Raw genomic sequence first — 25,438 nt, forward strand, 5'->3', positions numbered from 1 at the left:
AAGCGCTGCCCCTTGTAAACAACTCATGAACAAGTTAAGCATAGTTGCCAAAGTCAGCATTTTTATAGCCATCGGTTGTATTGCCACGCTCTGGTTTGTGCCCATGTGGCGCATAGACCTGGCCGCGCCGCAATACCCCGAAGGCATCTTCATGCAGATATGGATCAATGATATCAAGGGCGATGTGGACATCATCAACGGCCTCAATCACTACATTGGCATGAAAACCATCCACAAGGAAGACTTCCGGGAATTTGTGTACCTGCCTGCCGCCCTCGGCATATTTTGTGTGCTGGGCCTGGTGGTGCTGCTGCGCAACCGGCGCCGGGCCTTTTATATATGGACGGCCCTGCTGCTCGCCATGGCCGCCCTTTCCATGTACGACTTCTGGAAGTGGGAGTATGATTACGGCCACAACCTCGACCCTTCAGCGCCTATCAAAGTACCGGGCATGGCTTACCAGCCGCCGCTGATCGGGTACAAGAAGATGCTCAATTTTGAAGCATTGTCACAGCCGGATGCCGGCGGGTGGTTTTTTATTGCGGCCGTTGTATTGCTCACCGCTGTTTCTGTGTACGAATGGAAACGCGCTAAAAAAATGATATGATGAAATATGTAATGGCCGCGCTGCTGGCCGCCGCCTGCCTGGCGCCGGGTTGCACGCCCGCGTATGAACCGATAGATTATGGGAAAGACGCCTGCGCGCATTGTAAAATGACGATCATGGACGCACGTTTTGCCGCGGAGATAGTTACCCCCAAAGGGAAAGTGTACAAGTTTGACGACATCAGCTGCATGCGCGCCCTCACCACCGAGCTGCCGGGCAGCATGTTGTTCGTGAACGATTACACCGCGGGCAAGGCCGCTCCGCTCAATGCCGCCACGGCCGTGTACCTCCATCACGAATCTTTCGGCAGCCCCATGAACGGCAACCTGGCCGCATTTAGCAGACCAGACAAGGCCAAGCCGCTGCAAGACAGTCTTCAACTAGAATTACTCAACTGGGAAACATTGCCATAATGCTGATCAGGACCATTGCATGCTGCCTGCTGTTCACCACCGCCGCCAGTGCCACCGTGATCAGGACCGGCCCTTCCGCACCGCTGCAGGATGTGCTGGACAGGGCGCAACCCGGTGATACCATAATACTGGCTCCCGGGCTGTACCGTCAGCACGATATTGTTATCCGCAAATCCCTCACCCTCATCGGGGACAACTACCCCGTGCTGGATGGTGAGAACAAATACCAGTTGCTGACCGTAACAGCAAACGGTACGGTGATAGCGGGCATTACCCTGCAACACACCGGCCGCAGCAGCCTTACAGACATGGCGGGCATACGCCTCCAGCAGGTCAGCCAGGCACAGGTGCGCAACTGCCGGTTCATCAACACCACGTATGCGGTGTACCTGCAAAACAGCACGCACTGCACCGTGTCCGGCAACCAGATCAGCGCCGCCGCCGGAGACGAGCTGCAATCCGGCAACGGCATACATGCCTGGAAATGCAGCCACCTGCAGATACGGGACAACACCATCAGCGGCCACCGGGATGGTATCTACTTCGAGTTTGTTACCGCTTCCGGGGTGCATCATAACCTGTCCTCCAACAACATCCGGTACGGCCTGCACTTCATGTTCTCCCACAACGATGTTTACAGCCACAATACGTTCCGCGCAAACGGCGCCGGCGTAGCCGTGATGTATACCCGGGGCGTGGTGATGTACAAGAACAACTTCTACCATAACTGGGGCGATGCCGCGTACGGCATGCTGCTGAAAGACATCACAGACAGCCGCATCATCCTGAACAGGTTCCACAAGAACACCATCGGCATATTTATGGACGGCACCAGCCGCATAGACATTGCCGGCAACGAATTTCAGGCTAATGGCTGGGCCATGCGCGTACAGGCCAATTGTGACAATAACAAGATCAGGATGAACAACTTCCTGGGCAATTCTTTTGACGTGGCCACCAACGGCACCCTCATGCTGAACAGTTACACCTTCAATTACTGGGATAAATACGACGGCTATGACCTTGACCGGGATGGCAACGGCGACGTGCCGTACCACCCGGTAAGCGTCTACGCCGTTCTCTCGGAAAGGATACCGGCCACCATGCTGCTGTACCGGAGCTTTCTGACCAACATCATGGACCAGGCCGAAAAAATGGTGCCGGCCATTATACCGGACCAGTTGCGGGACAACATGCCCCGCACCAGAAAATGGAACTTATGATCGGAATAGAAAAACTCACCAAAACGTTCGGCCGCTTCAAGGCGCTGGACAATATCAGCCTGCAGCTGGAGAAAGGCCAGGTGGTGTCGCTCCTTGGGCCCAACGGCTCTGGAAAGACCACCTTGATCAAATCCATTCTCGGGCTTACCATACCAGAGAAAGGACAGATTACCATTCACGGCAAACCGGTTGGAAAAGACGTGCGGTACCGCGCCGGTATCGGTTACATGCCGCAAATAGGCCGCTACCCTGATAACATGAGCATAGAACAGGTCATTCACATGATCAAGGACGTGCGGAAAGAGCAGGCGGACTATGATGACACGCTCTATACCGGTTTTGGCCTGCACGCCATCCGGCACAAAAAAATGCGCACCCTTTCCGGCGGTACCCGCCAAAAGGTAAGCGCCTGCCTGGCTTTTCTTTTCAAACCGGATATCTACATACTGGATGAGCCTACCGCTGGCCTGGACCCCGTATCAAGCGAGCTGCTGAAAGAAAAGATGGCCGCTGAAAGCGCACGCGGCAAACTGGTGCTGATCACCTCGCACGTGCTCAGTGACCTGGACGGGCTCACCAGCCACGTCATTTACCTGCAAGACGGGCGGCTGGTGTTTCATGAAAGTGTGGAATACCTGGAGACCGTAACCGGAGAAAATAAACTGAACAAGATCATTGCCGCTATTATGCAGGCGCCAAAACTCCTGCCATGCTGACCATTACCCGATATGTATTGATAGATCTGCTGAGAAACCGGTCTGTGGCCGTGTACACACTGGTGCTGGCCCTGTTGTCCGTCAGCCTCCTGAGCCTGGAAGGCGGCAGCGGCAAGGCGCTGCTCAGCCTGCTCAACATCACCCTGCTGTTTGTGCCGGTCATTACCACGCTGTTTGCCACCATCTACTTCTTCAATTCCCTGGAATTTATTGAGCTGCTGCTCTCCCAGCCCGTAAAAAGAACACGCGTGCTGCTGGCCGTTTACACCGGCATGGCATTTTCCCTCTCGGTGGCGTTTGTGGCCGGCGTAGGCCTGCCTTTACTATTACTGGCCCCGGCATTGCCTTCGCTCATCCTCATTTTTACCGGCGTAGTGCTCAGTTGCATTTTTAGTGCTATTGCCCTGCTGGTATTTGTGCTGACAAAAGATAAAACAAGAGGCATTGGCGCCGCCATTGTAGTAGCGCTGTTTTTCACCCTTCTTTTTGACGGGCTGCTGATGATGCTGATCTATGCGTTCAGTGATTACCCGGTAGACAAGGCGCTGATAGCGCTGATGACCTTTAACCCGGTAGACCTTGCGCGGGTGCTGATGTTGCTGCAACTGGACGCCGCGGTATTGATGGGATACTCCGGGGCGCTGTTCAAGAAGTTCCTCGGCACGCCCGCGGGCAGTATATATGCTGCCGCAAGCCTGGTATGCTGGGTATTGATTCCGTTGTTGCTGGGGGTGAAAGTATTCAGGAAAAAAGACCTTTAACGGGCCTTGGGCGGGCGGTTGCCGATCACCAGCCTGCCGCTGTCAAATTCTTCCGCAAGGTACTGGATGGTGGTTTTCTCAAACATCTGGCGCAGCTGCGCCCTGATGGAACGGTACTGCTCATGCATGGGGCAGGGCCTGCTTTCCGAACACTCTTTCAGGCCCAGTACACATTTGGTGAACACCTCGTACTCTCCCACTGCTTCCAGCACCGCCCTCACGGGCAGTTTCCGCGCCGCGTCCGTCAGGTAAAAGCCACCGTTAGGGCCACGCACGGAGCTGACCACACGATTGTTCTTTGTCAGCAGTTGCATCACTTTGGCGGTGAAAGAACGGGGCGAATCAATGGCCCGGGCTATTTCTTCAATGCCCAGCTTCTTTTCTTCAGTACCTTTCAAAGCTATGTATATGGTGGCTCTAAGCGCGTATTCAGCGGATTTGGAAAGCATATTTTGCCGGCTATTTACGCTGCAAAAATATATTTAATTACTGATGCGGCAACTCGAATTTATCTGCCAGATGCGGCGCGCCTTTCTTCATCATGCGGGTGATCACGGCATGCATCCACACCAGGCAGGTAGCGGACAGCAGGCAGATGAACAACCAGGAGCTGGTCCACAGCCCGGTAAGGTTGAGCAGGTAACCGAACAGGATGGGGCCTACAAAGCCGCCAAGGCCGCCTATCATGCCCACCATGCCGCCTACAATGCCTACTTCTTTCGGGAAGTATTCAGGGATATGTTTGAATACCGCGGCGGTGCCTATCCCCCAGGCCATACCCATTAATACGATGAGGCCTACAAACACCCAAATGTTGGCCTGGAAATAAATGCGCGTAACACCTGTGGCCAGTATCTGTTTTTTAGACACCTGGTCTCCGGGGTGTACGGCCGCTTCCTGCCAGCTTTCTTTGGTAGGGAACACCAGTTGCTTGCGGCTGCTGTCTTCCGGGTGAGCGGCACGCGCCTGCAGCGGGTACAATTTATCACCTACGGTAATGCCATTGGGGTTTACGGCGGTAACGGTGCCGGCCTGTGTGGCCATAATACCGGCGCCGGGAGAAAATATTTCCATGCGGGGAACAAGCAGCAGGAAGCTGATCACCAGCGAAGCGCCCAGCACCCCGTACATCACCTTGCGGGCCCCGAACTTGTCAGACAGCCAGCCGCCCACCGCGCGGAACAAGCCTGCCGGTAAACTGAAACAGGATGCCAGCATGCCAGCCATTACCAGGCCGGTGTTGTATACGTTGAGGAAGTAAGATACCAGCCATTGGGAAAACGTTACAAAACAGCCGAACACCAGGAAGTAATACAATCCGAAACGCCATACCCGCAGGCTCTTCAGCGGCTTCAGGGCGGTCTTCAATGTTTTGCCCGCCCCTTCCGGTTTTTTGTTGCTGGTGAAAAGCATGAACAGGATGGCCATTACTACCAGCGCACCGGCGTAGATCAGCGGCAGCGTTTTCCAGCCGTCAGGTTCCGCGCCGTTGCCGGTCAGTTTGATGAGCAGCGAAGGAGCTACCATGGTGGTGATGGCGGAACCGATGTTGCCCACTCCGAAAATACCGAGCGCTCTCCCCTGCCACTGCTGGGGAAACCAGACAGACGTAAAGCCCACGCCTACTGCAAAGCTGGCGCCGAGCAGGCCGAATAAAAAACTTAATACCAGGAAGAGGGAATAGTTGGTGGTGGTAGAGAGCAGGAACAACGGAACGGCGCAGAAAAGCATCAATCCGCCAAATACCCATCGCCCGCCTATCTTGTCTGTAAGCAGGCCCAGCGGCAGGCGCATCACCGAACCGGTGAGCACCGGTATGCCCAGCAGCCAGCCGGCCTGCACCAATGTCCAGTCTACAATACCATTGTCCATTAAGAAAGTGACCAATACGCCGTTCAGCACCCAGCCTGCGAAACATACGGTAAAAGCCAGCGTATTAAAAAAGAGCACGCGGTAGGCGGCACCGGTAGGATATTGTTGCTCCATACATGCAATTTATTTCTTAAATTACATAAACTATTTGAGTGAACCTGTGTTAGATTAAGAGGTCAACGCGAAAGGAATAAAAATGTTCAGTTACCACCTCAATAAAAAAGCCTTTTGGGTGGCAACCGCCGCCACACTGTTGCTGATAGCGCTCGTATTTGCCGGCTCCCGTAAATTGCAGAATTTTGACGCCGCCCTTATTGCCTACCTCTTCGGTACGGTGTTCGCCACGTTCGGCATTGTGTACCGTTACACCGTATGGCTGCAGCGCCCGCCTACCTGGCTGTATTTCAAACGCACGTGGCAGATATTGTTCAGCGGGCGTTTTCTCCCGTATGCATGGTTGTTTGTCCGCAAATCCGTACGCAACATCGGGTTCCAGTACTTCATCCGCCCGCGCGGCGGCAAACGCTGGTGGGGCCACTTCCTCATGGCCACCGGCTGCATGCTGGCCTTTGCCGTTACCATCCCCCTCACGCTGGGCTGGATCCACTTTACCATGAACCCTGCTACCAGCATACATCCTGAAAGCACCAACCTCTACGAGGCGCATGTGTTCGGCTTCAAGCTGTTCGAGTTCAGGCTGGGCTCCCTCATCGCCTTCCTGATCTTCAACGTGCTCAGCATCAGCTCCTGGCTCGTGATCATTGGCGTAGGGCTGTTCATGTACCGTCGTTTCACCAACGGCGGCCTCATTGCCACACAGAGCTTTGGCGGGGACTGGCTGCCCCTGGTGCTGCTGGCCGCCATTTCCGTAACGGGGCTGGGCCTTACGTATGACTATGTGTTCCTTAAAGGTATCACCTACGAGTTCATGGCCGTTACCCACGCCGTAACCGTTATCATCTTCCTGGTGTGGATACCGTTCGGGAAATTCTTCCACATCATCCAGCGGCCCGCGCAAATAGGCGTATACCTCTACCAGGCGGAAGGGCGGCGCAAAGGCATGGCCAAATGCCTTCATACCGGCAAGGAATACACGCCGCAGCAACATGTAGACGATCTCAAGGAACTTACACAGGAATTAGGCATTGATTTTAATATAGACGGCCAAAGATCGCACCTGGACTATAGCCCGGAAGGCAAAAGGTCCCTTATTGCCCAGGCGCATCTGAAAGCCCGGCAGGAAAGCGGCCGTTATTTCGGCTAACATCACGAACGCATTGAAAACCGTATGGCAAAACTACCCGTAGACCCGGAGAAGCTGGTGGCAGACTTCGGGCCCCATCTCAATTACACGCCCAGGGAGGGCTATGCCGGCCGCGATGAGCCGGACAAGTCCGTACCCACCCACTGCTGCTTTTGCGGCATGCAATGCGGTATCAAATTATTGGTGAAAGACAACCGCGTGGTAGGTTTTGAGCCCTGGATGGAATTTCCTTTTAACGAAGGCCGCCTTTGCCCCAAAGGGGTACAGCGGTATTTGCAGGACAATCATCCGGACAGGCTGCTCTCCCCGCTCCGGCGGGTAGAAGGCAAAGGTTTTGAGCCCGTGAGCTGGGATGCCGCCATGAGCACCACCGTTAACGCCATGCACCGTATACAGGGACAATACGGCAAAGACGCGTTTGCCGTGCTTTCCGGCGTTTCCCTCACCAATGAAAAATCTTACCTGATGGGCAAATTTGCCCGCGTAGCATTAAAAACAAAGAACCTCGACTATAACGGCCGCCTCTGCATGGTCAGCGCCGGCGCCGGCAATAAAAAAGCGTTTGGGCTTGACCGTGGTTCCAACAACTATTCAGATCTCAAAGGCGCGGAAGTGATCTTCATCTGCGGCGCCAACGTCAGCGAAACCTTCCCCACGCTCACCTACTGGCTGTGGCAGGCGCGTGACCATGGCGCCAAACTGATAGTGGCAGACCCGCGCCTCATACCCCTGGCCCGCACCGCGGACCTCCACCTGGACGTAAGGCCCGGCACAGACTCCGCCCTCTACGGCGCCATGCTGAAGTACCTGGTGGATAACGACCTGCTGGACCATGATTTCATTAACGAGCATACCTCCGGCTTTGAAAATACCATTGCAGCCGTGAAAGACTACACGCTGGAATGGGCGGAAACCGTTACCGGCGTAAGCAAAGAAAAGATACAGCAGGCGGCGGAATGGTGGGGAAAGGCCAAAACCAGCTTTTTGCTGCACGCCCGCGGCATTGAGCATCACTCCAAGGGCGTAGAGAATGTGCTCAGCTGCATCAACCTCGTACTGGCTACCGGCCGCATCGGCAAACCTTATTGCGGTTACGCTACCATCACCGGCCAGGGCAACGGCCAGGGCGGGCGCGAGCACGGGCATAAATGTGACCAGTTGCCTGGCAACCGGGATATCAACAACCCCGAGCACCGCCAGTATATTGCCGGCGTATGGGGCATTGATGAAAAAGAACTGCCCGGCCAAGGCTATACCGCCTACGAACTGATAGAAGCCATTCACCGCGGCGAAGTGAAAGGCCTGTTGTCTATCTGTTTTAACCCGCTGGTATCGCTGCCCAACAACAACTACGTGCGCGAAGCGCTGGAAAAACTGGAGTTCTTCGTGTCTATTGATTTTTTCCTGAATGAAACGGCGCGGTATGCAGATGTGGTGCTGGCCGGTTCCCTTCATGAAGAGGAAGATGGCACCGTTACCACCGCGGAAGGCCGTGTAACCCGCATCAGGCAAGCCGTTACACCGCCCGCCAACGCCCGCACAGATACATCTATTATACTGGAGCTGGCCGCGCGGCTGGGCGCGGCAGACAAGTTCAGCTACAACAGCAGCGAAGATATCTTTAATGAATTGCGCGTGGCGTCCAAAGGCGGCACGGCAGACTATTACGGCATTACCTACGAGAAAATAGAACAGAACATGGGCATTTTCTGGCCATGTCCCACGCTTGACCACCCGGGAACACCGCGGCTCTGGGAAGACCGGAAGTTTGCCACGCCTGATGGCAAGGCGCATTTCAACCCCGTGAGCTACCGCCCGCCGGGAGAGGTAACGGATGCGGACTACCCCGTAACGCTTACCACGGGCCGCGTAGTGTCTCAATACCTGAGCGGCACGCAAACGCGGCGCATCGGCAAGCTGGTAGACCAGTTCCCCGAACCGCTGCTGGAAATACACCCGGAACTGGCCGCCCGTTACGGCATCCGCCAGCGGGAAAAGGTGAAGGTGGTAACACGGCGCGGGGAAGCGGAATTTCCCGCCAATATTGTAGACACCATCCGGAAAGATACCGTGTTCATCCCCTACCACTGGCCCGGCAGAAAATCTGCCAACCAGCTGACACCCGGTACGCTTGACCCCGTGTCTAAAATACCGGAGTTCAAGGTATGCGCCTGCAGGCTGGAGCCGAGCGGGCAAATATCACAACCCGGATCAGAAACCGCATTTGACAGCATTTAAAACGAGCATATGGAAACGGCCAATTATTTCAAGTCAGAGATGGAATTTTTCATAGACATGCAGCGCTGCATCGGCTGCCAGGCCTGTGTGGTGGCCTGTGCGGAATGTGAGACCAACGGACAGGAATCCATGATACACGTCAACTATGTAGACCGTGCGCATACCATTCAAACCACCGTACAGGTCTGCATGCATTGCGAAGACCCGGTGTGCGCGCGTGTTTGTCCGGCAGACGCCATCAGCAAGGACGAATTTGGCGTAGTACACACCGCCAATACCGCCCGCTGCATCGGCTGTTCCAACTGCGTAATGGCCTGCCCCTTCGGCGTGCCGTTCAAGCAGGAAAAGTATGACCTGATGATGAAGTGCAACCTTTGCTACGACCGCACCAGCGCCGGTAAAAAACCGATGTGCGCCACCGTATGCCCCAGCGGCGCGCTGTATTATGGCACCCGTGAAGAGATGCGCCACATGCGCCCGCAAAGCGACCCGGTGAACCATTTCCGCTTCGGCCATGAAATGGTGAACACCAAAGTAAATATTATGATGCCGAAAGGCGCCACCGTATTGAATGTACATGAATAATAAAGAGATGGAAACGAAACAATACCCGCAGCCGCCAGACTGGCAACGGGATTTCCCGTACCGGCAGGAAGAAGCCCGTCTGGTGACCCGCCGGGAATTTTCACGCATGCTCTGCCTCATATCCGCCGCCATGGTCACCGGCAGCGGGTACGTGGCCATCCGGTCTTTCTGGAAAGGGAAAAGCGAGCCGGCGGGCCGGTTCCCGGTTTGCGGCGTGAGCGAGCTGCCCGCTGGCGGCACCCGCTCGTTCCTGCTCCCGGGCAGCAATACGCCCTACATCCTCATCCACCTTGAAAACGGTCAGTTCAAAGCATATGAACAGAAATGCACCCACCTCTCCTGCGCCGTATTCTATAAAGCCGGCACCGGCAAAATAGAATGCCCTTGCCACAACGGCTGGTTTGACGCCAACACCGGCGAGGTGGTGCAAGGCCCGCCGCCAAGACCATTGCCCGCTTTGGAAGTAGTGGTGGAAAGCGGCCAGGTATATGTTAACGGCCCGGCCTGAACAGCCGGCTAAAAATAATTGCCATGAGTAATTTCAGAAGAGCGCAGGACCAGGCGCATCCCAACAAGGTCAGCACGCTCACACTGGCCATCATTGTAGTGCAGATACTATTGATCACCCTGCAGATCTGGCTGCTGTACAGCGGCCTCAACAATACGCTGGAACATAACCAGGATGTTGCCATTCCCGCACTGATCGCCTCTTTTTTCCTCTTTCTGGCGTGTTGCGGGCTGCTTTATTTTTTACCGGGAAGAAAACGCTGACCGCCTGAACAGCATGTATATTAAAAATCCACATCATTTAACTACCTTCGCAGCAGTTTCTTAAATCCTATAACGCCACCGGCCGCTAACCGTATGAACCGTGTATACGAAAATTCCGTATATTAGGTAGGTTAATCGATATGCACCCTAACTGAATATCCATGCTTTCCCTTGACAAATTTCCCGCACTCGCCAAATTATTGCATGCCGGGGCAGATACACAGAACAAAGAGCTCAACAAAAGGGTGCACACCACCAATGTGATCAGCGTACTTACCGGCTCACTCTCATTTTTCATAGGCATTTTCCTGTTCGTACTCTCCGGCAGCCGGCTTATCCTGTACCCGGCACTGGTAGAAACGGCCCTGTTTGGCACGGTCATTCTGCTGAACTACCTCCGGCAATACTTCATGGCCGGGTTGTTCAGCCATATCACGCAATGTATGGCCACCATCTGCTTTGGGGTATTGCTGGGCCGCATTGTTGATGCGCAGCTCATGGCCGTGTTCCTGGTAGGTACGCCACTGCTGCTTTTCCGCGAGCGCAACATCCGCATATTGTGTATCCTCTTCAGCTGCATTACCATGGTGCTGCTGGAACTGAACGCCCACTACCATGTAGTGGAGCCCATTCCCATCAATACCAGCCTGCAGGTACTGTTCCGCAGCCTCTCCATAGCTGTCATCCTGTTCCTGAACGGCATTGTGCTGTTCTACTACGAAAGGAACAGCCGCAGCCTGCTGCAACAGGTACAGCGCTCCAATAAAGACCTGGAGAAAGTAAGCGCGTCTAAAAGCGTATACGTGCGGGAAACCACCCACGAGCTGCGGGCGCCGCTCAACGCCATTCACAGCGTGAGCCAGTTTCTCCATAACGGCGAGTATGTGCCGGCAGACCTCCCCAGGTACCACCGCAGCCTGTACCACTCCTCCCACCTGGCGCTGGAGATCATCAACAACGTGCTGGAGCTGGCCAGTATTGAAAGCGGCAAGGTGCATGCGCTGGTAGTAAGAAAGATCAACATCCGGGAATGGCTGCACAACGCCACCGAAATTTTTGCCCAGCACGCCGCGTTCAAACAGGTAGACGTGCTGGCCACGGTAGATGACGATGTGCCGGAGCAGATCAACTTTGACCCGGTGAAAGTAACGCAGATACTGAATAACCTGCTGAACAATGCCATCAAGTTCTCTTTTCCGCTCGGCAAAGTGACCGTTCATATATCCGGCGCGGCGGGCGGCTGGATGTTGTCTGTGCGGGACCAGGGCATGGGCATGGATCAGGAGCAGGTGAAACATATTTTCGATCCCTTTTTCACCACCCGCCAGTCTAACGCCTATGGCACCGGCCTGGGGCTGCATATTGCGCAAAACCTGGCCAATATGCTGAAAGGGCAAATTGCAGTGGAAAGCGAGCCCGGCAACGGCACCGTGTTCAGGGTAACGCTGCCCTACCTGGAAGACCCGGCGCCCGCCATCAACGAGCCCGGGCCCGCCCATTTCCCCATACCCGAAGGAGTTTCCGTATTAGTGATCGACGATGACAGGATGAGCACAGAACTGTTGTGCAAATACCTTTCTTCCATCGGCATCCGCCCTATTACGGCTGCCACCGGGGAAGAAGGCTACCAACTAGCCGTATCGGAAAAACCGGAACTGGTGCTGCTGGACATGGAATTGCCCGATCAGCCCGGCATGGAGCTGCTGGCCCGTTTCAAGGCCCAGCCTGTGCTGCGGCACATCCCGGTGATCTTTGTAAGCGGCAGCGCGTTTGCAGAAGACCAGGAAGCAGCCATGCAACAGGGCGCCGCCGGTTTTTTGACCAAACCCGTCTATTTCCCCAAAGTAAGGGCCATCATTTCCGGGGCCCTGTCACTCGTTGGCAACTGATATTTCAATATAACGGTAGTGCATCTTATCAGGCATGACGTATCTTGAATATATTTATATTCATAGACACTCATATTACAGTAAACCTTTTAAAAGATGCATGTTATGCCACAAGTCATCCTTCCCGGGCGGCTCTATTGCCCGTTTCCCTCCCTTATCAATTGCAATGTAGCCAACGCGGACCAACACACCGCCAACTGGCTGATGCGCTTCAACCTGGTGCGCTCTCCCGAACACCTGAAACATTATCGCCAGCAAGGCTTTGCATGGATGGTAGCCAGAATGTTCCCGAATGCGGATTATGAGGCCCTTTGCGCCTTTACCGACCTGAACACCCTCCTGTTCCTGCTGGACGACTATCTTGACCACCAGGAAGAAGAAGCTGCCTCCGAGGGCCGAGACCATTCCGTACGCAGCATTATTGAAGGGTTCATTTACACCCTTCGGAAACCGGAATTTGGCCAGGAGTCGGGCAACCCCGTGCTCATGGCGCTTTCCGAGCTGTGGCACCGTATGAAGAACATGAGCACCCAGGGCTGGCAGCGCCAGTTCATTGCCAGCATTGAAGACATTTTCAACGCCGCCATCTGGCAGCATGAAAATGTAAAGGTCCGCCGCTGGCCCTCACTGCGGGACTACATGGAACGGCGGCAATACCTCGGCGCGGCCAACATTGCCACAGATACCATTGCCGTGGCAGACAACATCAGGCTGCCGGCACGCCTCTACAGCCACCCGGTAGTGGTAGAGCTGACCAAACTGTGCCGCAACACGGTATGCTGGGCCAACGACCTCTTTTCGCTCAGCAAGGAACAGGGGCATGGCGACTATCACAACCTGGTAGTGCTGCTGGGCCACGAAATGAATGTACCCATAGAAACGGCCATTCAAAAAGCCTGCAAAATTCACGACGAGCAGGTAGCGCAGTTCATTGCCCTCACCCGCAACCTGCCGGACGAAGGGCCGGTGATGAAACAGGAACTGCTGCGGTACGTGGCGGGGTTAAAGAACATCATGCGCGCCAACATAGATTGGAGCGACTATGAAACTTCCCGCTACAAATACGAGTACGATGAGCATGTACGCGTACGGAAAGTGAGGGACCATTACCTGATGGAAGAAGCCGTGTAAACGGTTTTACACCAAACAAACAGGGGCTGGCCATTCCATTTGGTCAGCCCCTGTATATTCAATCTGCCGTGCCGGGCTTGCCCTCGATCAGCTCCTTGGTGATCAGCTGCAGGTCTTTTTTCATGAGAGATATCCTTGCCTCCAACTGGTCCAGCATGGCAGAACGGTCATCCAGCTCATCCGCCGAATATTTTCCGCCCTCCCCGAAATACAGGCTGCCGCGGTCTTTCAGAGACAGCTGGTCCATAGACAGCCATTGCGCCTTCAGTGATTCCCGCAAGGAAGGAGCGCCTGCGTTAAAAGGCAGGTTGAGGTAATACCAGATGAGCGGCGGAAAATTGTTGGTAGAATCCGCGCCGAACCAGATGTCTTGCAAATGGTTCCTGCCATGACTGAACACAATGTTGCGGTCTATTTTAAGTGACAGGATGCCCAGTGTGGCTTCTGCAATACCACCGGTGATGGCTATTTCTTCAGACAGGTTTTCGTTGCCGTTGTTAGACAGGTTCATTACCCCTACCAGCAACCCCGTGGCCGCACCGGTAATGATGGCCGCCACCGTGATCTTCCGCTCCGCCTTGCTCACTTTTTCCCGCAGCAGCTCCTTGTATTGGTCTGCCCGCTCTTCTTCACAATCCAGCTCCGCCGCCGTGGCAGATATTTCCAGCGAGGCCAGGTCTACCCGCTCCGCCACATGCTGCTTCAGCTCCAGCCATTGCAGCCGGTCCTCCGTGGTGAAAGCCGCTTTCCCTTTTTCTTCCAGTTGCATGAGCTGCAGCAGCTCACCTTCAATACCCAGCAAGCTGGCCAGCTGCCAGCTTTTTTTGGAGAAGCGCGCCAGCATGGCCGGCGTAAGCGGCCGGTGCAGATCAGGCGTCTGCCATACATAATTGCGTGGCGTAGTGGGCGCGCAGCTTACAGCTTGCGCCTGCAACTGCACTTTGGAAATGGTTTTGGTGGTGCCGCAGGAAAAGAAGCATGGAACAGACAGCAAACACAACAGGTAGTACCTCGTCATACATCATACGGTTTTAAAAGCGGTCACTGCCCTGCCGGTCATTCCCTGCGCCGCTTTGTCAAATTTAGGTATTCCGGCGGAATAGCTGTTTTGCGGGTAGTATTAAAAATTCCGGCGGTGCCCCGGAGCAGCTTGATGAACGATTAAAGAAATTGCTGTTATCACCAAAAGAAAAAACCCGGTAAACTTTCATTTACCGGGTTTGCCGTTCTTTGTGACTCCGTCAGGATTCAAACCTGAAACCTTTTGATCCGTAGTCAAATGCTCTATTCAGTTGAGCTACGGAGCCATTCGTATTGTGTTGAACGGGATGCAAATGTAGGGAGATTTTTTATTTCTGCAAATCTTTTTTCAAAAAATCTTCCCCTTTTACTTTTTCCATTTACTTTTGGCGTAACATCTAAAACGCTGAAACCCGTGAAAATACAGCTTTGGAGCATTGGCAAGGAAAACGATGCCTACATTAACGAAGGCATCAAAATTTTCCAGAAGAGATTACAGCATTACACAGATTTCGATATCAAATTGATCCCTACCGTGAAACAGGCGGGCAGCCTTTCTGTTCCGGAACTAAAAAAACAGGAAGGGAAAATGATACTGGATATGCTGCAGCCGCAAGACTATTTACTGGCCCTCGATGAAAGGGGTAAAACCATGACCACCCTGCAGCTGTCAGACTTCCTGCAACAGCGCGCCAATGCCGGTACGCGCCAGCTTATCATACTCATCGGCGGCGCTTTTGGCATTGATACCGCCGTGCTGGAGCGCGCGCAAACCAAACTTTCACTTTCGGCCCTCACTTTTCCCCACCAGCTGGTGCGCCTCATCGTTACCGAGCAGCTTTACCGGGCTTATACTGTGCTCAACAACGAGAAATATCATCATCAATGATTATTTTTACAGCTTAACTGAAAAATTATGACCCTTTCCATAACGCTCATCATTATTATTTTTACGGCGCTGATATCTATCACTTCCTTTGGCAGGCCTGACCAGATAGACAAACTGAGCTTCTGGCCTTACATGATTCACGAGCGTAACCAGTGGTACCGCTTTCTGACAGGAGGCTTTGTGCATAACGACTATATGCATCTTATCTTCAACATGCTCACCCTCTGGTTTTTCGGGCAGGCCATGGAGCAGATCTATGCCGTTGTTTTTGGCAGCAAAATTTATTTTCTGCTGCTGTATGTGCTGGGCCTGGTGCTGCCGCAGGTATCTACTTATTTCAGGAACCGGGAAAACTTCGGCTACCGGGCCATTGGCGCTTCCGGCGCCGTTTCCGCCGTATTGTTCTCTATTGTGATATTTGAGCCGTGGTACACCATTTATCCCTTTGGGCTGATCCCCATTCCGGCCGTGATCTTTGCGGTACTGTACCTGGGTTACTCCTGGTACATGTCCAAACGCGGCATGGACAATATCGGTCACGATGTTCACTTTTGGGGCGCCGTGCTGGGCCTGGTATTCCCCATTGTGCTCAAACCAGAGCTGTTCAAGATATTCATCGCCAAATTAATGAGCCCCTCTTTTTAGCTGCAGCCGGTAGATCTCTTTTGTGGAAGGAGTTACTTTGAAACGGTTGTCTATACGCATGCCGGCCACCCATACAATGCGGTGCCGGGATTCCAGTACCCATATTTTTTCCTTTTCCGGCAGTGAGAGTTTCTGATCAATAAAGAAGCGGCTGAGCTTTTTCTTTTTCTCCATGCCCAGCGGGTAAAAATAATCCCCCTGTTTCCATCTGCGCAGCAGCAGCGGAAATTCCAGCCGGCTTTTGTCCAGGCTGGCTATGTTTGCCGATGCGGGCAGCGCGGTATTTTCCGCCGGCAATACCTGCATCCTGATTTCCGCTTCTTCCGGCAGCAATAATACCTCCTGCCCTTCTTCTATGACAAAATGCGCCGAGCTGGCCGCTTCCAGCGGGGTAATGATCAGCCAGCTCCTGTCCCGCACCAGGCGGTGCGTGGGAGAAGCTATCCATTTGCCCGGCCCGCTGCCGAGCATGTCTTGCACCTGCTGCACCTGTGAGGGGCTGAAATGAAAGGGTTTCAGCAGTTCATACAAGATGGAGGCCAGCGGCACGGCTTTCTGCAGTTTGAGCACAGGTATGAAATGCTCCGCGCCCCGCTGCTCCACCAGTTTTTTACGGTGTACCTCAATGGCTTGCCGGTAAAGGGTTTCAGCCTCCCGCATACGCAGTATGGTAGCGCCGGTGTTTTTCACTACTTCGGGAAAAACAGCTTCCAGTTTCGGCAATACCTGGTGGCGGAAATAGTTTCGCGTATACTTGTCCGTTGCATTGGAGCTGTCTTCCACATGTTGCAGCCCGTTTGCCGCCGCATACGCGGCAATCTCCTCCCGCGTGGCAAAAAGCAGCGGCCTCACCAGGCAGCCCTGCCGCGGCAGTATGCCGTGCATGCCCGCCATGCCGGTGCCCTTGGAGATATTCATCCAGAAGGTTTCCACATTGTCCTGCATGTGATGGGCGGTAGCAATAAAGGCCATTCCCCGCTGCTGCCGCAGCTCTTCCAGCCAGGCGTAGCGCAGTTCCCGCGCGGCCACCTGTATGGAGCATTGCCGTGAGGCGGCATAAGCTGTGGTATCAAAGTGTTTCACATGAACAGGCAAACCGCTGGCAGCTGCCAGTTGCCGAACAAAGGCTTCGTCACGGTCAGACTCCGCGCCGCGCAGCCCGAAGTTGCAATGCGCCACTTCCACACGCAGGCCTGCCTGTACGCAGAGGTGCGTGAGCACTACGGAATCCAGCCCGCCGCTTACGGCCAGCAGCAGCGGTGTGGCGGGGTCAAAAAGCCGCTCCGTGGCTATGTAATGTGTAAACTGTTCTGTCATCCGGTTGGGCATTATTCGTCCGTCAAATCTTCATAGGCCGCCTGCAGTTCGTTGTAGGCATGCATATCACGCGCTTCACGGGCTACGCTCATGCCCTTCTCGTACACGGCAATGGCCGCATTGCGCTCCCCCGTTCGCTCCAGCAGGCGGCCCAGGTGGTAGTAGGAACCAACATAGCCGGGCTCTTTTTCCAGGAGGGCCTCAAAAACGCCACGGGCGGCGGCATCATCTTTGAGCTTGATGTATTCCAGCGCCAGTGCGTGCTGCAGGAAGCTGTCTCCCGGACTGCCTTCCAAAAATGCTTTCAGTTGTGCTATTCTGTCCATGTACATGCTAATTTTAAAAGCGGACGGGCTGAATACCTAAATCCCATATATTTGCCTACACTGCATTTTTAAACAAAACAGTTTACGGTTATGAAGATATTAGTATGTATCAGTAAAACGCCCGACACGACTGCAAAAATAGCTTTCACAGACAACAACACGAAATTCAGTGAGGCCGGCGTGCAGTTCATCATCAATCCGTATGACGAGTGGTACGCATTGGTACGGGCGCTGGAATTGAAGGAAACGCAGGGCGCAACGGTACACCTGATAACGGTAGGCGGCGCAGACACAGAGCCCGTGATCCGCAAAGCGCTGGCGCTGGGCGGAGACGAGGCCTTCCGTGTAAACGCAGACAGTGCTGACAGTTTTTATATAGCCTCCCAGATTGCGGCCCATGCCAAACAGGAGGGTTACGATATTATCTTCACCGGCAAGGAAACCATTGACTACAACGGCTCCGGCATTGGCGGCATGGTGGCCGAACTGACGGGCCTGCCCTATGTTTCCATTGCTTCGAAATTTGACCTTAGCGGGCAAACCGCCACGCTGCGCCGCGAAATAGAAGGCGGTGAAGAAGTGTGTGAAGTGAGCCTGCCCGTAGTGGTATCCTGCCAGAAAGGAATGGCGGAAGCCCGCATTCCCAACATGCGCGGCATTATGGCCGCCCGTACAAAACCGCTGAAAGTAATTGAGCCTGTGGCTGCCGAAAGCCTTACCGCCATTGTATCTTTTGAGCTGCCGCCCGCCAAGGCCGGCGTAAAGATGATACCCGCGGATAACGTGGAAGAGCTGGTGAAACTGCTGCACGAAGAGGCCAAGGTGATCTAGACAAGGCCGGTTGTTGCTATTTTTTACTTATTAAACCTAATCAGATGTCTGTTATCATATTTGCCGATCAGTTTGAAGGAAAGATCAAGAAATCAGCCCTGGAAGCCGTGCAGTACGGCGCCAAAGTAGCGCAGCAGACCGGTACCGCCGCCACGGCCGTAGTACTGGGTGAAGTGGCCGCTGAAGAACTGGCCTTGCTGGGCCAATATGGCGCCGCAAAGGTGCTGCATGCGGCCGATGCCCGGCTGAACGAACCGGAAGCCGGGGTGGTCACCAAGGTGCTGGCCGAGGCGGTAGCCAAAGAAAATGCCGGCATTGTTGTTTTTTCTCATAACTTTTCCGGCCGCGCCATAGCGCCGCAGCTCTCGGCGCGGCTGAAAGCGGGCCTGGTGGCCGGCGCCATTTCCCTGCCCGATACGGCCAGCGGTTTTGTGGTGAAGAAGAACGTGTTTTCCGGCAAGGCCTTTGCCAATGTGAATATTACCTCCGAAAAGAAGATCATATCCGTACTGCCCAACACGTTCAGCCTGGAAGCCGGCAGCGGCACCGCGGCCGTGGAGGCTTTCAGCCCCGCCGTAAATGACGCGGATTTCAGGGTAAAAGTGGTGAAATCGGAAACCGTGAGCGGGGAAGTGCCCCTGACCGAGGCTGAAATAGTAGTAAGCGGCGGCAGAGGCCTGAAAGGGCCCGAAAATTGGGGGATGGTAGAAGACCTGGCCCATGCCCTGGGCGCCGCCACCGCCTGCAGCCGGCCCGTGGCTGACTCCGGCTGGAGGCCGCACCATGAGCACGTTGGGCAGACGGGCTTTACCGTACGGCCCAACCTGTACGTGGCTATTGGTATTTCAGGCGCCATACAGCACCTGGCAGGGGTTAACGGCAGCAAGGTGATAGTGGTGATCAATAAAGACCCCGAGGCCCCCTTCTTCAAGGCGGCAGACTACGGTATAGTGGGCGACGCGTTTGAGATAGTGCCCAAATTGACCGAGGCCGTCAAGAAATATAAAGGAAATTAATTATGTCTCGTTGGCCGTGGAAGATGGGCCGCCGGTCTGCCGGGCGTTCAGGGCGCCTGAAAATGGATTGGCTGCCAATTGTCTACGGCCAGCGCTTTTTAGATATCGATTATTTTTCTAACTTCACGTCTTACTCCGAAATAAACGTGAGCGCTAACGCGTAATGACAGTATGAGAAAAATAGAATTGGAAATAGTTGCTTTGTCGCATAGTATTACACAAACCCACTCTTACGCCGTGGTGCTTGGAGAAGTGAACGGATTAAGACGTTTGCCGATAGTAATTGGCGGGTTTGAGGCACAAGCCATTGCGGTAGCGCTGGAAAAAATGCAGCCGAGCAGGCCCCTGACGCACGATTTAATGAAAAACTTCATGAATGCATTCAATATTGAATTACATGAAGTTATAATCAGCAATTTACAGGAGGGGATCTTTTATTCCAAGCTGATCTGTTCCAATAATGATGATACCATCGAGATAGACTCCCGCACCTCAGACGCCCTGGCGCTGGCGGTGCGCTTTGGCTGCCCCATTTATACGTACGAGAACATCCTCAACAGCGCCGGCATTCTGCTGGACGACCCTGCGGGCAAGAAAGCAGCCAAACCGGCCGGCAGCCCTGCCATTTCCGAACATGAGAAAGGTGCGGAAGACGATCTCAAAGCCCTGAACCTGGACGAGCTGAACACCCTGCTGCAGGAGGTGCTGGAGCAGGAAGACTATATCAGGGCCATTGCCATCCGAGACGAGATCAATAGCCGAAAAAGTAAATAACGCTGTGGTCCTTTTTCCCAATTGCAAGATCAACCTGGGTTTACACGTGCTGCAAAAGCGGGCCGATGGTTTTCACGACCTGGAAACCGTCTTCTACCCCCTGCCCCTGTACGATGCCCTCGAGATCGTAACGGCCGAAGAGCCCATTTTTTCCCATAGCGGCATAGAAATTCCCGGAGATGAAGGCAACAACCTTTGCCGGCAAGCCTATGATCTCCTGAAGCAGAACTTTCCCCAACTGCCGGCGGTACACATGCACCTTCACAAAAACATTCCCATCGGGGCCGGGTTGGGCGGCGGCTCGGCAGACGGGGCTTTTACCCTTCGCATTCTCAATACCCGGTACAATCTGGGCCTGTCTGTAGCGCAACTGGAAGCCTATGCGGCCCGGTTGGGAAGCGACTGCCCCTTTTTTATCAGGAATACGCCCTGCATGGCCCGTGGCCGCGGGGAGCTGATAACGCCCCTGCCGCTGGACCTGAGCCAATGGTCTTTTTTACTGGTACACCCCTGTATCCACGTTAATACGGGCTGGGCCTTTGGGCAGCTGACGCCCGGCGCCCCTGCTCTGCCGCTTGAAAAGGTAGACTGGGCCAACGTAACCGCCTGGAAGGAACAGCTGGTGAACGATTTTGAAACGCCGGTATTTGCCGCTTACCCCGTGATTGGGGGCATTAAGGAAAAGATGTACCGCCATGGGGCCGTATTTGCCACTATGAGCGGCAGCGGTTCTGCCGTGGTGGGGATTTTTCCGAAGAACGGGATACCGGAAATGCGGTGGGAAGCGCATTACAGGGTATTCAGGATGTGATACCGCGTACCCTTGCCCCGCCGGCCGGGGGGATGCATAAAACAAAAAAGCCGGAAACGCTAGTTACCGGCTCTTGTATACTTGAATGTAAAAGTCCTATTTCACGGAGGCTACGAGGCCTTTGAAAGTTTCAGGCTCATTCATTGCCAGATCAGCCAGTACTTTCCTGTTCAGGCCGATGTGTTTTTCTGTCAATCTGTGAATAAGCTGAGAGTAAGTCAGACCTTCAGCCCTGGCTGCAGCGTTGATACGGGCAATCCAGAGAGTACGGTATTCTCTTTTCTTCAGTTTGCGACCAACATAGCTATAAGTGAGGCCTTTCTCCAGAACGTTCTTGGCAACGGTATAGACGTTTTTACGTTTACCGTAGAAGCCTTTCGCTTGTTTCAGGATCTTTTTCCTTCTGGCTCTGGACGCAACTGCGTTTACTGAACGAGGCATGTTATGCTTTTTAAAACTTGTTTAGTGAATAAAATGAGATTAGCGAAGTACGAGCATACGCTTCACCAGGTTCAGATTTGCATCAGCCACCAGGGTGCTCCCTCTCAGTGAACGTTTTCTTTTGTTGGACTTTTTAGTCAACAAGTGACTTTTGTAAGCCTTCGGGCGTTTGATCGCCCCGCTGCCGGTCACCGTAAACGTCTTCTTCGCACGGCTATGAGTCTTTACTTTAGGCATTATACTACGAATTTGGTCTGCAAAGGTAGCTAATTATTTGATAAAAGTCGCACGCCAGGCAAAAAAATTCATTTATTTCCTCCCTGCCCAAAAAAAAGTTAACATTTTTTCCACCTGATTAAAGGCTTGACTCTCAAATCGCCTCATACTTTATAAACAGCAATAACATGCTTTTTTAGCATCTTGCGGGAAATTCCTATTTTTGTTATTCCTATATTATCATTAATTTTAATTTCAGATAAATTCAAATTTGATCCATATACCTATTGAAGTACCGAATAACCGAAGCCTATGAAATCGATTCTTTACACCTGTGAAATGGGGCCATTCATCCAACGCCCCTCATTGTTCCAAACAATTTACATCAACAGACACCTCCTGCCCTTCCGGCTGTGACCTGCCCTGTATTTTTCCCTTACAAGGCTAATGTTTCACCTAATTGTTGCGACAATGAGAAGATTTTTACTCCTATTCCTATTATTTATATTAACAGGCACACTAACGGCGGATGCGCAAAGCGCATATATAACCTACCCCAGAAAAGTGTGCCTGGATGCCTACGCCAGCGTTCGCGCTTTCCGGTCCGATAAAGGCACCGTAGACCATGTGCGTTGGCAGATCACGCTGCCTGATGGTTCAATCGTTAACCAGACATCCAATAATACCCCTTCGGCGGCCAATGCACCACTGTTCCGGTATATAGGCTCCAAAGGGCAGTCCATGACCATTAACCTCATGCAGACGGGCGTATATTCGCTCAGGGCCCGTGTGTATAGAAATAGCAGCTCCTACTATGAGGAAACAGCAGAGATCGAAGTGGAAGATTGTACCATGGAAGTTTGTCAGGGCGATTTCTCACCTTCTTCGGACTTTAAGGAAACCTTCGGTCAATTCCCTATCGGGGATAATGCAAGGAGGCGCGTAGACCCCGCGGTAGCTACTATTGAATACGAGTTTGATGAAGAAGGCCCGGACCTGGCTGACAACTGGTACAGCATTCACTGGAACTCGCAGGACGGCGGTAAAACACAATGGGACTATGTGGAAGACCACACGCGGAACGGCCGCGGCGGTATGCTGATCGCCAACTCGTCTTACGAGAAAAAAACATTCTATAAAAGATTGGTAACCGACCTTTGCCCGGGAGCAAAGTATAATTTCTCCGCCTGGTTCATTAACCTGAACTCCAGAGAAGTATTGGACAATGTCTGCCAAAACACTGACGCCAACCCCTACCGCTATGCAGGGGTTACTTTCATTATCAGGAACGCTGTCACCAATGCCATCATCAAACAGTTCAACACCAACGACGTGTCTATGGACCTCTCCCGGCCCGATCTCTCTGCAGAAGAGCAGCGGCTGGCGGGCTGGCAACAGTTTGGCGGTACCGTGGAACTGGCCGGCGGCCAGGAATCAGTGTGGGTGGAGATCGCGAATAACAACCCAGGTGGTTGCGGTAACGACATTGCGATAGATGACATCGAGTTTAAATATTGCGGCCCCAGGATCCACTCCTATATTGATGGCGAGTTTGTAACAGACAACCTTGTTTGTCCCGGTGCGGCGCTGACCCTTACTTCTGTCATTACACCTGCTGACTATTTCACCAACCCCGTATACTCCTGGGAGATCAACAAACAGGATGGTAACGACTGGCAGTTGATATCGCCATCAGATCCCGGTTATACCGGTGCCACCACGCCTACGCTGAGCATCCTTACCGGTACACTTCCGGAAAAGAACACATACCTCTACAGGCTAATGGTAATTGAAGCCGGCAACGAGGGCAGCGGGCGGAGCTGTTATACACCGTCCAACTTCGTAACACTGCGCATCCTGGAAATGCCCAGCCTTACCGCGGCAGGCAGAATATGCCAGGGCGATATGACGAAGCTGACGGCCAACTACCTGAAAACGCCTTCGCAAGACGGGTATGAAACATTCGTTTTCACGGGGCCTGACATAGTAACGCCATGGCCGGAAGGTACACCGCAACCGGCCAACGAGATCTACGTACGCCCCAGCGTGACTAGTACCTATACGGTAACCGGTTCAGTACAATACGGTAATGAGCCTACCACGCATACTCCCCGTATTTGTTACAGAACTACCAGCGCTGAAATTATTGTAGACGAAAGGCCGGTAGTAGAACTTGGCCCGGATATGAGAGTGTGCGTGAACACGCCCGTTACGCTCGATGCCGGTGCAGACAACGCCGCCTACTCCATCCGCTGGACGCCCGGCAACCAGACCACACAGACCATTGACATTACATCGCCGGCTACAGGCAATGCTACACAGAATTACGCGGTAACCGTTACCAACGGCGTCTGCGTGATCACTGATGATATTGATATAACGTCTGCCAGGACCATCCCGGCCGTTATTACCACTACATCGCCCATACAATGTTCTGACGTAACCAAGAACTTTACGCTCACCGCTTCCCTGCAAACCGGCTACTCCGCTACCTGGGAAATTGTGGGCGATCCGCACGGCGCTACCATTACGCCGAACGGTACCAATCCCAATATGCCGACATTGACCAACATGCCGCTGAATACGGATGTAACAATACGGCTGACGGTAACGGCAGACGGCACCACCTGCTCTACCACCGCGGAAAGGGTGTTCAGGCTCAATACCAACCCGGTGGCTACTGTGGCAGCTAATAACATCACACAGTGTTCCCCGGACTTTGTGATGGACGCCAATACGCCAGACGCGTCTCTCGGCCATACAGGCAGGTGGACGGTAACGCCCGCCAATGCCAACGTGTATATAGACCCGGCAGAGGTGAACAACCCTGCCGCGCCCATCAGCCTGCTCAATGGCATTACTACCGCCACCGTGCGGTGGACGGTGAGCGGCCCTACCGGCACCGGTACCTGTCCGCCAAAATATGTGAACGTAACGCTCAATGTACTGCCGCCTGTTACCATTGCCGTATCAGACGCCAGCCGTTGTATAGACCCGTCCAATCTCACGTTCAGCATACCGTTCACCACTTCCGGCACACCCGCCAGGTACGATCTGATAGCAGAAGACCCGCTGCCGGGCTTCACGGATGTCATGAACGTTACCCTGAGCGGCTCCAGCTTCTCTATACCTTACAGCGCATCTGCTCCTGCCGGTACTTATACCTTCCGTGCTGTTGTAAGGAAGAATGCGGGTACCACCGGTATTTGTGATGCGGAAACTACGTTTGAGCTGACCATTGCCGAACCATCTACTCCCCCCACCATTGCCGTGCCCAGCATCGACATCTGCGCAGGCAACTCCGCTACCCTCACCGTATCAGGTACCCTCGGTACCGGGGCTGAGTGGGTATGGTACACCGGCGGTTGCAATGGCACTGAAGTAGACAGAGGGGCCTCTATATCCGTTACGCCCACCGTTACCACTACTTACTATGTAAAAGCAGTGAGCAGCGGCCCTTGCGGTAACACCGTATGTGCTACCGTAACCGTGAACGTGTACGAAGATCCCTCTACCGCTGACGCAGGCAATAACCAGGAACATTGTGACGATGATCAGTTCTCCCTCGCCGCCGCCAACCCTACCGTGGGTACCGGCCTGTGGAGCGGCACGCTCCCTGCAGGTGCATCCATCAGCAGTTGGTCAGACCGCAACGCTTCCGTAACGCTGCCTGCAGGACAGA

At 53.8% G+C, this 25,438-nt stretch carries 26 protein-coding genes and 1 tRNA gene; 19 read left to right on the forward strand and 8 right to left on the reverse strand.

From position 1 onward, the window contains the following. Positions 1 to 25 precede the first annotated feature (25 nt). From D3A97_RS23375 to D3A97_RS23395, 5 genes are read left to right on the forward strand one after another with little or no spacing between them, the layout of a single operon-like run. On the forward strand, positions 26 to 607 hold the full coding sequence (locus tag D3A97_RS23375; RefSeq protein ID WP_119081021.1) for a hypothetical protein: 582 nt from the start codon (positions 26 to 28) through the stop codon (positions 605 to 607). After that, positions 604 to 1,020, forward strand: a complete 417-nt coding sequence (locus D3A97_RS23380) for a nitrous oxide reductase accessory protein NosL (protein WP_119080981.1) — start codon at positions 604 to 606, stop codon at positions 1,018 to 1,020. Before D3A97_RS23375 ends, D3A97_RS23380 begins: the two co-directional genes overlap by 4 nt. Next, the gene (gene nosD, locus D3A97_RS23385; RefSeq protein WP_119080982.1) at positions 1,020 to 2,243 is read left to right on the forward strand and encodes a nitrous oxide reductase family maturation protein NosD; all 1,224 of its coding nucleotides are present in this window, start codon (positions 1,020 to 1,022) and stop codon (positions 2,241 to 2,243) included. Before D3A97_RS23380 ends, nosD begins: the two co-directional genes overlap by 1 nt. Further along, the gene (locus tag D3A97_RS23390; RefSeq protein ID WP_119080983.1) at positions 2,240 to 2,959 is read left to right on the forward strand and encodes an ABC transporter ATP-binding protein; all 720 of its coding nucleotides are present in this window, start codon (positions 2,240 to 2,242) and stop codon (positions 2,957 to 2,959) included. Before nosD ends, D3A97_RS23390 begins: the two co-directional genes overlap by 4 nt. After that, positions 2,953 to 3,720, forward strand: a complete 768-nt coding sequence (locus D3A97_RS23395; protein WP_119080984.1) for an ABC transporter permease — start codon at positions 2,953 to 2,955, stop codon at positions 3,718 to 3,720. The genes D3A97_RS23390 and D3A97_RS23395 overlap by 7 nt, the downstream gene beginning before the upstream one ends. Here D3A97_RS23395 and D3A97_RS23400 read toward each other — a convergent pair. After that, complete coding sequence (locus D3A97_RS23400; protein WP_119080985.1) at positions 3,717 to 4,169, reverse strand: RrF2 family transcriptional regulator; 453 nt, start codon at positions 4,167 to 4,169, stop codon at positions 3,717 to 3,719. The genes D3A97_RS23395 and D3A97_RS23400 overlap by 4 nt on opposite strands. A gap of 37 nt (positions 4,170 to 4,206) precedes the next feature. Next, positions 4,207 to 5,706: an MFS transporter gene (locus D3A97_RS23405; RefSeq protein WP_119080986.1), complete on the reverse strand. Its 1,500-nt coding sequence runs from the start codon at positions 5,704 to 5,706 to the stop codon at positions 4,207 to 4,209. Positions 5,707 to 5,788: 82 nt separating this feature from the next. Here D3A97_RS23405 and D3A97_RS23410 point away from each other — a divergent pair, with 82 nt between their 5' ends. From D3A97_RS23410 to D3A97_RS23440, 7 genes are all read left to right on the forward strand, one after another. Then, a complete protein-coding gene (locus D3A97_RS23410) occupies positions 5,789 to 6,856 on the forward strand; it encodes an MFS transporter (RefSeq protein WP_119080987.1) in 1,068 nt (355 codons plus the stop codon). A gap of 24 nt (positions 6,857 to 6,880) precedes the next feature. Then, the gene (locus D3A97_RS23415; protein ID WP_119080988.1) at positions 6,881 to 9,094 is read left to right on the forward strand and encodes a molybdopterin oxidoreductase family protein; all 2,214 of its coding nucleotides are present in this window, start codon (positions 6,881 to 6,883) and stop codon (positions 9,092 to 9,094) included. Positions 9,095 to 9,103: 9 nt separating this feature from the next. Continuing rightward, on the forward strand, positions 9,104 to 9,679 hold the full coding sequence (locus D3A97_RS23420; protein WP_119080989.1) for a 4Fe-4S dicluster domain-containing protein: 576 nt from the start codon (positions 9,104 to 9,106) through the stop codon (positions 9,677 to 9,679). A 7-nt stretch (positions 9,680 to 9,686) separates the two neighbouring features. Then, positions 9,687 to 10,187 carry a Rieske (2Fe-2S) protein gene (locus D3A97_RS23425; protein WP_119081022.1) on the forward strand — a complete coding sequence of 167 codons (501 nt, stop codon included), beginning with the start codon at positions 9,687 to 9,689 and terminating at the stop codon, positions 10,185 to 10,187. Between the two features lie 23 nt (positions 10,188 to 10,210). Beyond that, on the forward strand, positions 10,211 to 10,450 hold the full coding sequence (locus D3A97_RS23430) for a DUF6755 family protein (protein WP_119080990.1): 240 nt from the start codon (positions 10,211 to 10,213) through the stop codon (positions 10,448 to 10,450). Positions 10,451 to 10,611: 161 nt separating this feature from the next. Continuing rightward, a complete protein-coding gene (locus D3A97_RS23435; RefSeq protein ID WP_119080991.1) occupies positions 10,612 to 12,339 on the forward strand; it encodes an ATP-binding response regulator in 1,728 nt (575 codons plus the stop codon). 105 nt (positions 12,340 to 12,444) lie between these two features. Further along, positions 12,445 to 13,470 (forward strand): terpene synthase family protein, encoded by a 1,026-nt coding sequence (locus tag D3A97_RS23440; protein WP_119080992.1) that lies wholly within the window; start codon positions 12,445 to 12,447, stop codon positions 13,468 to 13,470. Positions 13,471 to 13,528: 58 nt separating this feature from the next. On the opposite strand, the gene D3A97_RS23445 is transcribed toward D3A97_RS23440, so the two are convergent. Next, on the reverse strand, positions 13,529 to 14,488 hold the full coding sequence (locus D3A97_RS23445; RefSeq protein WP_157986726.1) for a hypothetical protein: 960 nt from the start codon (positions 14,486 to 14,488) through the stop codon (positions 13,529 to 13,531). Positions 14,489 to 14,703: 215 nt separating this feature from the next. Further along, positions 14,704 to 14,777, reverse strand: a tRNA-Arg gene (locus D3A97_RS23450). A 128-nt stretch (positions 14,778 to 14,905) separates the two neighbouring features. Between D3A97_RS23450 and D3A97_RS23455 the strand changes: the two genes are divergently transcribed. Beyond that, a complete protein-coding gene (locus D3A97_RS23455; RefSeq protein ID WP_119080994.1) occupies positions 14,906 to 15,379 on the forward strand; it encodes a 23S rRNA (pseudouridine(1915)-N(3))-methyltransferase RlmH in 474 nt (157 codons plus the stop codon). Positions 15,380 to 15,406: 27 nt separating this feature from the next. Continuing rightward, a complete protein-coding gene (locus D3A97_RS23460; RefSeq protein WP_119080995.1) occupies positions 15,407 to 16,024 on the forward strand; it encodes a rhomboid family intramembrane serine protease in 618 nt (205 codons plus the stop codon). On the opposite strand, the gene tilS is transcribed toward D3A97_RS23460, so the two are convergent. Both tilS and D3A97_RS23470 read right to left on the reverse strand, forming a co-directional pair. Further along, the gene (tilS, locus tag D3A97_RS23465; RefSeq protein ID WP_119081023.1) at positions 16,004 to 17,341 is read right to left on the reverse strand and encodes a tRNA lysidine(34) synthetase TilS; all 1,338 of its coding nucleotides are present in this window, start codon (positions 17,339 to 17,341) and stop codon (positions 16,004 to 16,006) included. The genes D3A97_RS23460 and tilS overlap by 21 nt on opposite strands. An 11-nt stretch (positions 17,342 to 17,352) precedes the next feature. Beyond that, complete coding sequence (locus D3A97_RS23470) at positions 17,353 to 17,667, reverse strand: tetratricopeptide repeat protein (RefSeq protein ID WP_119081024.1); 315 nt, start codon at positions 17,665 to 17,667, stop codon at positions 17,353 to 17,355. Positions 17,668 to 17,757: 90 nt separating this feature from the next. On the opposite strand from D3A97_RS23470, the gene D3A97_RS23475 reads away from it, so the two are divergent. From D3A97_RS23475 to ispE, 4 genes are all read left to right on the forward strand, one after another. Further along, on the forward strand, positions 17,758 to 18,498 hold the full coding sequence (locus D3A97_RS23475; protein ID WP_119080996.1) for an electron transfer flavoprotein subunit beta/FixA family protein: 741 nt from the start codon (positions 17,758 to 17,760) through the stop codon (positions 18,496 to 18,498). A 44-nt stretch (positions 18,499 to 18,542) separates the two neighbouring features. Continuing rightward, positions 18,543 to 19,514 carry an electron transfer flavoprotein subunit alpha/FixB family protein gene (locus D3A97_RS23480; protein ID WP_119080997.1) on the forward strand — a complete coding sequence of 324 codons (972 nt, stop codon included), beginning with the start codon at positions 18,543 to 18,545 and terminating at the stop codon, positions 19,512 to 19,514. A gap of 171 nt (positions 19,515 to 19,685) precedes the next feature. Then, a complete protein-coding gene (locus D3A97_RS23485) occupies positions 19,686 to 20,288 on the forward strand; it encodes a bifunctional nuclease family protein (RefSeq protein WP_119080998.1) in 603 nt (200 codons plus the stop codon). Positions 20,289 to 20,292: 4 nt separating this feature from the next. Beyond that, complete coding sequence (gene ispE, locus D3A97_RS23490; RefSeq protein WP_119080999.1) at positions 20,293 to 21,099, forward strand: 4-(cytidine 5'-diphospho)-2-C-methyl-D-erythritol kinase; 807 nt, start codon at positions 20,293 to 20,295, stop codon at positions 21,097 to 21,099. A 96-nt stretch (positions 21,100 to 21,195) separates the two neighbouring features. On the opposite strand, the gene rplT is transcribed toward ispE, so the two are convergent. After that, positions 21,196 to 21,540, reverse strand: a complete 345-nt coding sequence (gene rplT / locus D3A97_RS23495; RefSeq protein ID WP_119081000.1) for a 50S ribosomal protein L20 — start codon at positions 21,538 to 21,540, stop codon at positions 21,196 to 21,198. A gap of 39 nt (positions 21,541 to 21,579) precedes the next feature. Then, the gene (gene rpmI / locus D3A97_RS23500) at positions 21,580 to 21,777 is read right to left on the reverse strand and encodes a 50S ribosomal protein L35 (RefSeq protein ID WP_119081001.1); all 198 of its coding nucleotides are present in this window, start codon (positions 21,775 to 21,777) and stop codon (positions 21,580 to 21,582) included. A 450-nt stretch (positions 21,778 to 22,227) separates the two neighbouring features. Here rpmI and D3A97_RS23505 point away from each other — a divergent pair. Further along, a partial coding sequence (locus D3A97_RS23505; RefSeq protein ID WP_157986727.1) for an immunoglobulin domain-containing protein occupies positions 22,228 to 25,438 on the forward strand: 3,211 nt, incomplete at its 3' end.

It is taken from the genome of Chitinophaga alhagiae, from assembly GCF_003568665.1.
Taxonomy (GTDB): Bacteria; Bacteroidota; Bacteroidia; order Chitinophagales; family Chitinophagaceae; genus Chitinophaga; species Chitinophaga alhagiae.